This is a genomic window from Bombilactobacillus sp. ESL1094 (assembly GCF_058107425.1).
The window spans coordinates 1273382-1286570 of record NZ_JBYLUM010000001.1; the positions used below are offsets into that span (position 1 = coordinate 1273382).

Annotated in this window: 11 protein-coding genes; 8 read left to right on the forward strand and 3 right to left on the reverse strand. The window is 39.1% G+C overall.

Going from position 1 to position 13189, the window contains the following annotated elements:
- Nucleotides 1-172: 172 nt before the first annotated feature.
- Nucleotides 173-1279 (reverse strand): SLC13 family permease, encoded by a 1107-nt coding sequence (locus AC3B5S_RS06035; protein ID WP_489758164.1) that lies wholly within the window; start codon nucleotides 1277-1279, stop codon nucleotides 173-175.
- Between the two features lie 359 nt (nucleotides 1280-1638).
- Here AC3B5S_RS06035 and alsS point away from each other — a divergent pair, with 359 nt between their 5' ends.
- The 4 genes from alsS (at nucleotide 1639) to htpX (ending at nucleotide 5773) form a co-directional block, all read left to right on the forward strand.
- On the forward strand, nucleotides 1639-3312 hold the full coding sequence (alsS, locus tag AC3B5S_RS06040) for an acetolactate synthase AlsS (protein WP_489775151.1): 1674 nt from the start codon (nucleotides 1639-1641) through the stop codon (nucleotides 3310-3312).
- A gap of 184 nt (nucleotides 3313-3496) precedes the next feature.
- Entirely contained in the window at nucleotides 3497-4207 is a 711-nt protein-coding gene (gene budA, locus AC3B5S_RS06045) for an acetolactate decarboxylase (RefSeq protein ID WP_489775152.1), read from the forward strand.
- 88 nt (nucleotides 4208-4295) lie between these two features.
- Nucleotides 4296-4847 carry a LemA family protein gene (locus AC3B5S_RS06050; protein ID WP_489758167.1) on the forward strand — a complete coding sequence of 184 codons (552 nt, stop codon included), beginning with the start codon at nucleotides 4296-4298 and terminating at the stop codon, nucleotides 4845-4847.
- 11 nt (nucleotides 4848-4858) lie between these two features.
- Complete coding sequence (gene htpX / locus AC3B5S_RS06055; protein WP_489775153.1) at nucleotides 4859-5773, forward strand: zinc metalloprotease HtpX; 915 nt, start codon at nucleotides 4859-4861, stop codon at nucleotides 5771-5773.
- Nucleotides 5774-5916: 143 nt separating this feature from the next.
- Here htpX and AC3B5S_RS06060 read toward each other — a convergent pair whose 3' ends face one another.
- On the reverse strand, nucleotides 5917-6549 hold the full coding sequence (locus AC3B5S_RS06060; protein WP_489758169.1) for an HAD family hydrolase: 633 nt from the start codon (nucleotides 6547-6549) through the stop codon (nucleotides 5917-5919).
- An 85-nt stretch (nucleotides 6550-6634) separates the two neighbouring features.
- Between AC3B5S_RS06060 and AC3B5S_RS06065 the strand changes: the two genes are divergently transcribed.
- From AC3B5S_RS06065 to AC3B5S_RS06080, 4 genes are all read left to right on the forward strand, one after another.
- Nucleotides 6635-7585 carry an SGNH/GDSL hydrolase family protein gene (locus tag AC3B5S_RS06065; protein ID WP_489769545.1) on the forward strand — a complete coding sequence of 317 codons (951 nt, stop codon included), beginning with the start codon at nucleotides 6635-6637 and terminating at the stop codon, nucleotides 7583-7585.
- 159 nt (nucleotides 7586-7744) lie between these two features.
- Nucleotides 7745-9400: a putative polysaccharide biosynthesis protein gene (locus AC3B5S_RS06070; RefSeq protein WP_489790206.1), complete on the forward strand. Its 1656-nt coding sequence runs from the start codon at nucleotides 7745-7747 to the stop codon at nucleotides 9398-9400.
- A 12-nt stretch (nucleotides 9401-9412) separates the two neighbouring features.
- Nucleotides 9413-10207 (forward strand): hypothetical protein, encoded by a 795-nt coding sequence (locus AC3B5S_RS06075; protein WP_489775155.1) that lies wholly within the window; start codon nucleotides 9413-9415, stop codon nucleotides 10205-10207.
- Nucleotides 10208-10612: 405 nt separating this feature from the next.
- Nucleotides 10613-11950, forward strand: a complete 1338-nt coding sequence (locus tag AC3B5S_RS06080) for an NCS2 family permease (RefSeq protein WP_489758173.1) — start codon at nucleotides 10613-10615, stop codon at nucleotides 11948-11950.
- 292 nt (nucleotides 11951-12242) lie between these two features.
- Here AC3B5S_RS06080 and AC3B5S_RS06085 read toward each other — a convergent pair whose 3' ends face one another.
- Nucleotides 12243-13187, reverse strand: a complete 945-nt coding sequence (locus AC3B5S_RS06085; RefSeq protein ID WP_489758174.1) for a 2-dehydropantoate 2-reductase — start codon at nucleotides 13185-13187, stop codon at nucleotides 12243-12245.
- Nucleotides 13188-13189: the final 2 nt, after the last annotated feature.

The window sequence follows — 13189 nt, forward strand, 5'->3', positions numbered from 1 at the left end:
ATGATAAACCAATTAGATAGAAAAATTAATATTTTTGGAGCATTGTAAAATAATAGGTTGTGACTAAAGTTGCTTGAAGGCTGAGTACAGTTAAACACAAACGGCTGACTTGGAAAACACTATAAAAAAATGTTCGTATCAAATACGAACATTTTTAAGAAGAATTTTTATATCATTGAATTTTGACTAAAAGCCAACCGACGAATCCTAAAATAACTAATAAGAGCACATTAATTTTTAAAGAGACACCCAAAAAGTGTGTGGCTTCTGTTTTGTGGGTGAAAAAGGAATATTGTTTGTACGATAATAAATTAGCCATGGAAGCAATAATCGTTCCTAGCCCCCCAATATTCGATCCTAAAAAGAGCGCGTGAATATGGTGTGTAAATTTAGCTACTAGAATAGTCGTAGGAACATTACTGATTGCTTGACTTAAACCCAATGAAGTCCAATAAGTGGAGGTTGGACTGGCTACTAAATTGTTAATTACTTTAGCGACAATCGGGAAGCGACTGATGTTGCCGACAGCGATAAAGAAACAAACGAAAACTAAGATAGTAGCGTAGTCAACTCTTTTTAAAGTTTGCGGGCTGACGATTAAAGCAAAAATAACAGCGGCAATTGTCGTCCACCAAACCGGAATCACTTTAAAGATTCCCAAAAAAATAAACGCAGTTAAGACTAAAGTTGCCGTTAATTTACCTAGTTGAATTTCAAAGGGCGTAATTTGAACGTCCATCGGTTCCGGTTTAGTTAAAAGATAAGCAACAATGACTAAGATGATTAATTCAATCAGCATGAGGGGTGTGGAAACGCGAAAGAAATGACCCGCTGTCAAATTGAAATGGGAAAGTAAAAAGAGATTGTGGGTGTTACCAAACGGAGTAAACGAACTACCCAGATTGGCAGCCACGGTAATCATTGTCATAGTTAGCGCCCGACTTAGAGGAACGTCGGAAGCAATTTTAAAGAATAGCGGTGCTAGAATTAAGATGGTGACATCGTTAGTAATGAACATGGCGCCAAAAAAAGCCAGCAAGACTAATGCTTCCATTAGCTGCCGGGAGTTTTTGGCTTTGACAGTTAAGTGCGTTGACAAGAACTGCAATAACCCGATATGTTCTAAAATTTGGACGAGAATCATCATTGATAATAGTGAAAAGATTGTATGAAAATTAATGTCCGCTAATTGTGGTTTACTAACTAAAGTGGATAAAACAGCTACCGTGGCTGCTATCCATAACATCTTATCCATAAAAATATTTTTGAGAACGGCCATGTATAAACCTTCTTATCTACGGATTGGATCATTAACTTGAAACCATTAATATTGTACTTTAATTAGCAAGCAGAATAAAGAGAAAACTTTATGGTAGCGCTTGTAATTGGAAGAAATTCAACTAATACGTAATTAAAAGGGGAATTTGCTGAATTATTTGACTCTTTAGTTAGGTTATTGTACCAAGGTGATTTGATTTTTGCCGTGCTAGCCAGAAGAAAAGTTTAAGCAATCGGCTGTAATAATTCTACGTCAGTTCAAAGCTCATGCAAAATTATCATGGCTTTTCATCATTCGTTTCATAATAATTAAGAAAACGGTATAATATGCTTATTCTTTTATTGGAGGATTATGATTTTATGACGGAAAAGTCCGCAGCAACAGCCATTGTTGAAACAATGATTGAGTATCAGATTGAATATGTGTTTGGAATTCCCGGTGCCAAAATTGATCGGCTCTTCGAAGAACTAGAACACAATGAAAATGTTCATAAGCCTAAATTAATCGTGGCGCGTCATGAACAAAATGCTGCCTTTATGGCGGCAGCAATTGGGCGCTTAACAGGCAAACCCGGGGTGGTATTAGTAACATCAGGCCCCGGAGTTGCCAATTTAGCCACAGGTTTAGTTACCGCTACGGCGGAAGGTGATCCGGTAATTGCTTTAGGTGGTCAAGTTCCGCGGGATGATTTAGCGCGGTTAACACATCAGAGTATTCCTAATCAATCTATTTTGGCACCTGTGACCAAGAATAGCGTTGAAGTTCAAGATCCTAATAATCTGTCTGAAGCTTTTGCAAACGCTTATCAAGAAGCGACCGATACCAAAAACGGTGCGGTATTTATTTCAATTCCCCAAGATGTGATTAATGAAAATGTGACGCGGCCAATTATGAAGCGCCATCCGACAGTAGAGCAAGGGGTTTTAACTGCCGATAAATTACAGGCAGTAGTTCTGGCCATCAAACAAGCTAAAATGCCCGTGATTTTGGCCGGCATGCGCGCTTCGCAACAAAAAGTCACGCAAGCTTTACGTAATCTTTTACGACATACCCCGTTACCTGTTGTTGAAACTTTTCAAGGTGCAGGAATTATTTCCCGCGACTTAGAGAATTTATATTTTGGCCGGGTGGGGCTCTTTCGCAATCAAACTGGCGATATTTTATTAAAGCAAGCAGATTTGGTGATTGCCATTGGCTATGACCCGATTGAATATGAAGCTCGTAATTGGAATCAAGATCGCCAAGGTCAAGTCATTAATTTAGATAATGTCGTCCCTGAATTGACCCAAGATTACCAACCTGATTTAATTTTGCAAGGCAACTTAGCTGCTACGCTTCAAGAATTGACTACGTTGTTAGCAGATTATCAATTGTCAGCAGCGACTAAAGAACATTTGCAAGCTATCAAGCAAGAATATGATCAAAAAGATGTTCCTAACGTTTCAGCTCAAACTACGGGAGTTCAAGATCCGTTGGCCATTGTGCAAGAATTACAAAAACACGTTGATGATTCAATGGTTGTGACAGTCGATGTTGGTAGTCATTATATCTGGATGGCCCGGCATTTTCGTAGTTATGAACCACGGCATTTATTATTTAGTAATGGGATGCAAACCTTAGGTGTAGCCTTACCTTGGGCCATTAGCGCCGCGTTATTAGATCCAAAGCGTAAAGTGGTGTCTGTAGCTGGCGATGGTGGGTTCTTGTTTTCTAGTCAAGAATTGGAAACGGCGGTGCGCTTACACGCTAATATTGTGCAATTAGTGTGGGTTGATGGTTATTATGATATGGTGCGTTTTCAAGAGCAGTCTAAATATGGCCACGATGCGGGGGTGCAATTTGGTCCTGTTGATTTTGTCCAATATGCGCAAAGTTTCGGGGCTGCTGGTTTACGTGTTGATCAAGACCATAGTTTGGCAGCTGTCTTAGATCAAGCATTTAAAATGTCTGGGCCAGTCGTCGTTGAGATTCCAGTTGATTATAGTCGTAATTCTAGTTTGAACCAGGCATTGTTACCTGATCAATTCCATTAATAAAACAATTACTGCTACAAATGCTGGTTAAAAGTCGAGGACTAACCTAGGATAAACAATTAAGTCGGTTTGAGACTTAATTGTTTATTCATAGCTAGACGCAAACTACTGCTTTTGGAACGCTAAATAAAATACTGCGACCAATAGCTTAAAAATTGAGCGATTAAATTAATAGGAGGTAAAAATGATGGATGATGTTTTATATCAACATGGCACATTAGCTTTATTAGTACCAGGTTTGTTAAAAGGAACTTTAACAATCAAAGAATTGCTGCAACACGGTGATACTGGGATTGGTACTGGTGAAGGTTTAGATGGTGAATTAGTCATCTTAGACGGGACTCCTTACCAAGTCGATGGGCAAGGACAAGTTAATATTGTGTCAGGCGATTTTACGGTGCCATTTGCGACAGTGCATCAAGCTGATTTTCAGCCATTAGTAAATTTAGAACAGTTACCAGCTACCGCAGTTTATCAACAAATTGCCCAACAAACGCAATCCGCCAATATCTTTTATGCGGTGAAATTAACCGGTGTGTTTCAACAAATGAAGACTCGCACAGTTGTGAAAGCACAAGAGCCTTATCATACTTTAGTGGAAGCATCGCAAAAGCAAAGTGTCTTTGAAGCACAAAATATTGCTGGCACTTTAATTAGCTATTATTCACCCCAAGTCTTTGATGGAGCCAGCGTAGCTGGTTTTCATAGTCATTTTTTGGCGGCTGATCATTCGCTGGGAGGGCATGTTTTGGACTTTACCTTGCAACAAGGCCAGGCTTTATGGCAACCATTTGCGACTTTACAACAACATTTGCCAGTTACTGATTCAGCTTACATGCAGCATGATTTCACTAAAGATCGAGTTACCGAAGCTATTGATCAAGCTGAACGCTAGGCTATAATTTTGTTGATTAGCATGAGCGGACTTGAGTGTTGTAGTTATTCACGGTAAAATTAAGTCAAAATAATAAGGGAGTAAATTTATGTCAACCACGTTAATTATTATCTTAATTGTTATAGTTTTAGTTGTGGTCTATGCCTTGCTATATAACGGCTTAGTGCAAAAAAGAAACCAAGCCCAAGAGTTTCAAAGTCAAATTGCCGTGCAATTAAAGCGACGCACAGACTTAATTCCTAATTTAATCGAAACTGTTAAAGGCTATGCACAACATGAAAAGCAAACTTTGACCGAGATTGTTAATTTGCGAAACTCGGTAATGAATGCAGAATCATTACAAGAAAAAGTAGACGCTGACAGCAAGTTAACGACTGCCCTGGGACCGATTATGGCCTTAGCTGAAAATTATCCGGATTTAAAAGCTAATCAAGAATTTGGAAAATTAATGGAAGAGTTAACTAATACTGAAAACAAAGTTGCTTATGCCCGCCAAGCTTATAATAGTTCAGTCCAATATTACAATACGGCAACGCAGACTTTTCCACGGAATTTAGTAGCGAAGTTACATCACTTCTTGCCGATGGAATATTTACAAATTCCCGAAGCTGAGCAAGCAGTTCCTCAAGTCAAATTTTAAGAGGTTAAGCCATGCTATATCAACAAATAACACAAAACAAGCGTCGTACTTATTTAGTTTTGGCGCTTTTTTTCTTAATTCTTGGTTTAATTGGTGGAGTAGTCGGGCAACTTTTTTGGCATAGTTATCAAGTCGGAATAATCGGTGCGTTAATAATTGCCTTGTTTTATGCTTTAGGCACTTACTTTCAGTCAACTGAGCTAGTGATGAAAATGAACCACGCTCAGCCGATTACCAGTAGTGACCAGGCTCCTGATTTATGGCATATTGTGGAAGATTTAGCGTTGGTCGCACACATTCCACAACCAGATTTATACTTCATTGATGATCCCAGTCCCAATGCTTTTGCCACGGGGCGCGATCCCAATCATTCGGCCGTGGCAGTAACGAGTGGCTTATACCAAATGATGGATCGTGAAGAACTAGAAGGGGTCTTGGCCCACGAATTGTCGCATATTCGTAATTATGATATTCGCGTTTCCACTGTTGCTTTAGCGTTATCTTCTGCTGTCGTTTTTTTGTCCTCTATGTTATCGAATATGTATCGGTGGGGCTGGCTTTTTGGCAGTGATCGCGATGACCGTGAAGACTCTAATAGTAATAACTTAATTCAGTTGGTGTTATGGTTAGTCGGATTAATATTTTCGATTGTGGGTCCTCTAGTAGCTTCATTGATTCAATTAGCCATTTCGCGTAACCGTGAGTATTTGGCGGATGCGTCAGGCGTGGAGTTAACACGTAATCCGGCGGGGTTAATCAGTGCGTTACGTAAATTGCAGCAAAATGAACAACCCATGCATCAAGTTGATGAAGCTAGTGCTGCTTTGTATATTACTAATCCGCTAAACAAGAAACATTCTTTGGAACATCTCTTTGATACGCATCCTCCATTAAGTGAGCGGATTGCGCGTTTGGAAAGGATCTAATGTAATGCGTAATGCTAGTTAAAAATAGCAGTTTAGATCGTGAGAAATGTTTATGCACGTGTTTGGTGTTTAACTTATAAATAAAAAAGTAGCCCTTTGAGCATATCAGAACTCAAACGGGCTATTTTAGTGTTGGCTTAGAATTAATGGGCAATTAATTTTAAAATATCTTGTGGTTGTTCAAAGATATAATCGGCATCACTAAAGTCATCTTGATCGTTAGCGCCCCATTTAGCGAGCCCAAATTTTAAACCAGCATGATGCGCACAACCAATATCATTGCGGGAGTCTCCAATTAAGAGCGTGGTTTGGACCTGGGCATGCAACAATTCTAAGGCCTTTTGTGCCGGTTCGGCGGCCGGTTTAGGATTTTGGACGATGTCGGCAGTCACAAAATGTTTAAAATAAGGTTGCAAGGCAGTTTTCTTGAAGATGGCGGTCACTTCGCGTGAATCTTCCGAAGTAACAATGGCTAAACCAATGTGCTGATGAGCTAGTTGTTGCACTGTCGAGACGATTCCAGGAAAAGGTTGCACTTCGTCAATAAAGCCAAAGGCATTTTTAAACACACTTTGGGCCGCTTTGAGATGCTCTTCTTTAGGAATCTGAAAATAATTGAGAGTATTTTCCGCTGTACCAGAAAAAGCAAACTCCAAATCAGCCAGTTCAGTTTGAATGTGATAATCCTCTGCTAAAGTCTTTTGTAAAGCTAGTAAACTAGCCTCTTTTGTGTCTAATAATGTACCGTCAACGTCAAAAATAATATTCGTAAACATTTCAGTTCTCCTTTTATGAAAGGTAGCTATGAGTGCTATTATAGTATTGTGTCAGAGTTTTGGGCAATAGAAAGGGAGAGATTTTATGAATTTTCAACAGACAACGGCTAATTATGAAGCACAAGGACTTTATTTTAGTGGTCGTTGGGCACAAACGAGTCATGGGATGTATACAACTAATTTAGGTGCACGAATTATTACGCAAGTGCAGGGTACAACCACTGTGCAATGGTCATTTTCAACTAAAGCCAATGCGGGGGATACTTGGTTAGCTTACCAGATTGATGATCAGCCTTTTGAACGTTTGGCATTGACGAGTGAACCATTTACCGTGACACTGCCTGATGAACAAAGCCATGTTTTACAAGTCGTTTATAGTGGTAATTCAACTGAAGATAACGTTTGGAAAAGACATCAAGGCTTGTACTTCGACCAAGTACAAACAACGGGGCAATTACAAGCAGTGAAACCTACAGGCACACCTTTAGTGTTTGTGGGCGATTCGATTACGGCGGGTTCTTGGGTTGCTGGAACGACTCCTGGTCAAGATTATCGTGCTGAAAGTAATTATGCAGCTTTAGTGGCTGAGCATTTTAACCGTGAAGATATTCGAATTTGCTATCCGGGTACTGGTGTGGTTAAGCCCGGTACTGGTGGTGTTCCTAATGCCCAAACATTCGTTGATCATTTAGCTGATCAAATTGATTGGCAACCGGATTTTCAGGCTGATGATGTGATTGTTAATTTAGGAACGCCTGATAAAAAGATTAACGATAATGATTTTCGGGTTGGTTTTGAAGTTGTGATGCAAAAGTTGAAATTGCAATATCCCAAGAGTCGTTTGTGGGTCATGATTCCGTTCAGCCAAAATCATGCTGCTGTTATTCGTGAAGAAACTCCTGAATATGAAAATACACGGTTGATTGAAACTAAAGATTGGGACTTGACCTTTACTGATGGCATGCACCCAGATTTAGCTGGTAGTCAAAAAGCAGCTGACTATTTAATTCAAGTTTTAAAACCAACTTTAGGTTAAGCAAGTTGTAGTTAAGTGGCGGTCTTTTGTTGCACCTGAAAAGTTACGAGCTTGACTTTGAATTTGTTCTAAATGCGAAGTTCTCCTGATTGATTTTTGTCAGTTAGGAGAATTTTTTGTATAATAAAGTTTCATTGTTAGTAGATCGAGGAAAATCAAATGGATCAATCAAAGACAACAGCAACTAAAACACTGAAACAAGATTCATTATTGTCTGGCTCAGCTTGGATCACGGCCAGTGGGATCGTTTCGCGCGCCTTATCAGCTTTATATATTATTCCGTGGAACATTTGGATGGGTTCGGCGGCGACGGTGGCTGCAGCTAATGCGCTATATGGCAAAGTATACAATATTTACGATTTTTTCTTACTTGTGTCGACGGCCGGCTTGCCGAGTGCCATCTCGAAACAAATTGCGCATTATAATGCGTTAGGTGAGTATGAAGCCAGCAATCAATTATTCAAGCAAGCTTTGAAAGTAACGGCAATTATCGGTGTGATTTTTGCCGGAATTATGTATTTTGGCGCTAATTTGGTAGCAGATGTCTTTACCAATGGTGATCCACGGAGTATTCCGGCGCTGAAAGCTTTAGCTATTGCTGTGTTATTGTTACCAACGTTAAGTATTATGCGGGGTTATTTTCAAGGCCACGGTCAAATGGGGCCATCGGCAATTTCCATGATGCTAGAACAATTAGCGCGTGTTAGTTATATGTTATTAATTACGTATATTATCATGCAAATTAAACATGGTAATTACGTTGACGCCGTCACCAAATCAACGTTTGCTTCCTTTATTGGAGCGGGAATTTCGATGTTGTTTTTGTTGTGGGGCTTTTGGCGGCAGCGCAAGCCGCTAACCCAATTGGCAGCTACTGGCAGTCACGAGATTAGTTTTACGGCCAAAGATTTTACCAAAGAAATCTTGTTACAGGCGATTCCGTTTATCATTATTGATTCCGCCATTACAATTTTTAAGTTATTCGATCAGTCGACTTTTAATCCGATGATGCAGAGCTTTATGCACATTTCGCGGCAACAATTGGACTATTATTACTCACTCTTTGGTTTTCAAGCTAATAAATTAATCATGGTCGTGGTTTCTTTAGCGACAGGGGTCGTATCCTCAGCTATTCCGATTGTTTCCTCTTTATATACCACTAAAGATACGGCCAAGATTCAGGCACAAATTGTGAATATCATCAAAATGTTTGCTTTCTTTATGTTGCCGGCAGCGTTGGGGATGTTAGCCGTTTCGCGTCCATTGTGGAGTGCCTTTTACGGTTTTGACGCCTTAGGAATTAAAATTATGCAATTATCTTGTGTGATGGCGTTGCTATTAGGCTTTTTCATGGTCTTGGCGGCTATTTTGCAAGCACTATATCGTAATGTATTAGCCATTAAATATTTAGTAATTGGCTTTCTATTTAAAATAGTAATTCAGTGGCCCTTAGTTTATGTTTTTCACGAATATGGTCCGATTGTGGCGACGATTTTGGCCATGGTTTTAATCTGTTATTTAATGTTGAAAAAAATTCATGCCTTATATCCGTTTAATTTGGCAACTTTATTTAAACAGGATCTTAGCAAAATCTTACTAGGAGCTGTAGTGATGATGATTGTGGTTCTTCTAGTGGATAGCGGCTTTTACGGCTTTGATCACCATATTGGGCGCATTAAAGCAACTAGTTACATGTTAGTTGAAGTAGTCGTGGGCGCTGTGATTTACGGCTTCTACGTGTTAAAAACGCGGTTGATGGATCAAGTTTTAGCAAAAGATTTGACACGTTTACGTCAAATTTTGCATATTAAATAAGTTGGTGAAAAAATGATTGCAGTTAAAACTGTTAATTTAAGTAATGGAAAAATTGTGTATTTGACAGAGGACCTAGGGGCAACTGCAAATACAATATTCTTGCCAGATTTAACGCAAAGTGTGAATAGTTGTCTTCAGATCATGACGTTTAATGGCCTAACGAATAGTTATGCGCTGGATTGGCGCTACCATGGTCAGTCAGTAGCTCAAGGTCCAGTTGATGTCATGAGCTTTGCTCAAGATTTACAAGAATTTGTGACGACTCTTCAGTTAAAAAATTACCAAATTGTCGCAGCTGGTTTAAGCTTGTTTGTGGTATTACAAGCAATGCAAACTGGTCTCAAACCGCGTCAAGTGGTGGTTCTAGATCCTCAGTGGCAGCCCGCGTTGCCATATAGAACTACACCTCAGATTGCGACTTATCAAGATTTAATAGCTTTTGGCCAACAACAGGTGCAAACTTTACAGCAAAAACAGGACTTAGATGATTATCAACGCCAAATGCTCTTAAATGCTGTCATGGCCAATTTTCATCAAAGACCGGGCGGCTTTGGCTTGTATGTTGATCTAGAGTTGCAAGCGGAATTTGTCCAAAGTTTACCTAAGAAATTGTTACTAAATACGAAAGTGCCAATGACGTTATTGATTGCCCAATCAACGCAAGATCAATTACCTAAACAATTAGCGCAACATCCACAATTGCGTACGATTTATCAGCACTTTAGCCAAAGCTATGTTTTACAAACGATTTATAGTAAGCAGTTGTTACAGGTAGCACCGTTAGAAATTCTCAATTTTTTGGCATAATAAAAACCTCCAACAAAATGTTGGAGGTTTTTTAATTTAAATTATTGAGGGGGATTCAAAATTTAAATATTGAGGGGGAGAAGTGAGATTTTTTCTATCTCATCAACTTACAAACTATATATTACACAGAACATATGAAGAAGAAACTTTTAAAATGTGAAGAAATTGTGAATATTTGTTAAGTTTAAGTAAAAGTTAGCAAGGGCAAGGCTTGGAGGCTTTCAAAAGATAAAAAATCCCAAAATGACGGCAATGCAGCTCAATTAAGACCTGCTTTTTAGTAAAAGGCGAACATTATTATTGATAAAGTTTAAAATATATCGTAAAATACTAGATTTTTAGCATCTTAATCCGTATAATAAAAGACGTTGTTTCTGAAAAAAGAAACTATTGGGAGGAATTAAGATGAGCAAACAGCCGCAGGGACTGTTAGAAAAAGTTTTTGATTTGAAAGCCAACCGAACCAATCCGCGCCAAGAAATGATTGCGGGTACAACGACGTTTATGGCGATGTCTTATATTTTATTTGTTAATCCCAATGTTTTAGGCGATGCAGGGTTGAATCAGGGAGCGGTCTTTGTAGCCACGGCGTTGGCGGCCATTGTTGGTTGCTTAGCGACCGCCTTGATTGCTAATTATCCGGTGGCGATTGCACCTTCATTAGGGAGTAATGCTTTTTTTGCTTATACAGTGGTTTTGGGCATGAAAATTCCGTGGCCGACGGCTTTGGCTGGGATTTTTGTAGCTTCTATCTTATTCATGTTAGTCACAGTGTTTAAAATTCGAGAAAAAATCATCAATAATATTCCCGCTGATTTGAAATCGGCGATTGCGGCCGGGATTGGTTTATTTGTGGCCTTTGTCGGCTTACAAAATGGTGGCTTGGTCAAAGCTAGTTCGTCAACCTTGTTGACGATTACGGATTTTCATAATCCGACTGTTTGGTTAACCGTTTTTGGCTTAGTATTTACATTAATCTTGGTAGCTTTAAAAGTGCCAGCTAATTTTTTGTTGGGCATGGCGGCAACTTCGATTGTGGGCATTTTAACCGGTTTGATCAAGATGCCGACGGCAATTGTCGCCGGCGTGCCAAGTTTAAAACCCACCTTTGGTCAAGCAATTTTTCACGTGCAAAATGTTTTTACACCGCAAATGATCACCGTGATTTTAATTTTCTTCTTAGTGGCCTTCTTTGATACAACGGGAACTGTAGTGGGCTTAGCGGAGCAAGCCGGTTTTATTAAGCGCGGTGAAAAAGTACCGCCGCGTTTAAGCAAGACACTATTAAGCGATGCTTTGGCGATGACGAGTTCTTCCATTTTTGGTAGTTCACCAACTGCAGCTTACGTTGAATCGTCAACAGGGATTGCTGTTGGTGGCCGAACAGGGTTAACTTCTTTAACAGTAGCCTTTTGGTTTGCGTTAAGTTTATTCTTCTCCCCATTATTAGGAGTCGTGACTTCCCAGGTCACAGCCCCGATCATGATTATTGTGGGTTCATATATGGTCACTTCATTGGGTAGAATTGACTGGAGTAAATTAGAAAGTTCTTTCCCAGCATTTATGACAATTATTGGAATGCCATTTTTCTATGATATTGCTTACGGTTTTGCTTTTGGGGTCATGTCTTACGTTTTGATTATGGTCTTTGAAAAAAAGGGTAAACAAGTTCATCCAATTATGTATGGTGCTTTTTTCGTATTCCTGTTCTTATTAATTGCCATGAACCAAGCACATTATTGACCAAATAGATTAAATTAAAAAAAGCTATATCTTAATAGGTATACAATTAGGATAAACTTAAAGGACTAACTGACGATATTTAATCGGAGCTAGTCCTTTTTGCCTGCTAGCTTGTTACTTTGATTCAACAAAATAGATAAATATCTACGACTGAAATAATCGCAGATATAAAAATGACCGCCAAAGTTATTCGAACTTTGAGGGTCATATCATTAATATGGACATTTTTTATAGTATTCAACTGTTAAGTGTTTTTTATCTTTCAGCTTCATTTTTGGTTTTGTGGAAATTATTAATCTAATTTGGCACCAATTAATTGTTCTTTACTGTGAATTAATTGGGTTAATAAACGACATTCAGGAGTCGGAATGCCATATTTTTCACCCTTACGCCAGACGGCACCATTAATAAAATCAATTTCGGTTAAACGATGATGGTTGACTAAGTCTTGGTACATAGAGGGATAGTGATTAGCAATGTTGCCATAGAAAGTTTCATCAATATGGTGGAACACTTCATCTTCGTCAAGATCGGTACCTTCATGGCGGGCAACGGCAGCAAATTCAGCGATAATATCCTTCAAGTAAGTTGTAGCTTCTTTAGTTTTACCGAGTTCGCCCATGTTACATTCCAAAAGTGAACATAATGAATTTAAAGTTCCATTCACACAGGCTTTACGCCAAATTGAGTAACGAGCACTATTACTATAAACGGACTTAAGACCGGCATCATTGAAGACAGCAATTACTTTTTTCGCAAATGATTCGCCTTGAGGGCCTAAGTTTTGAATTTCAACGTTGCCATCACCAAATAACTGTGCATGTCCCGGTTTGTCATAACCAGCAGTAAACATCGTGACCCCAATTAATAACAAGTTTTGATCAACATACCGTTCAAGAATTTTTTCGTGACCCATTCCGTTCATCAAGCACAAAACGTAAGTTTTGGGGGTCAACAAAGATTTAATTTGGTCAAAATACTCTTCTAGTTGATAGGACTTAGTAAAGACAATAATTAAATCGGCAGGATCTTTGATTTGGTCGCTTTCATTAGGATAGTAAATCGGCAATTTAGCACTGACTTCAACGCCATCTAAATTGGCAGAAATCCCATTTTGGCGAATAGCTTCAACGTTCGGTTTCCAGCCGTCAATTAATGTCACATCATTACCCGCCTTTTGCAATGCGTAACCAAAACGGGTACCCATACCGCCGACACCAAGCATTGTGATTTTCATAA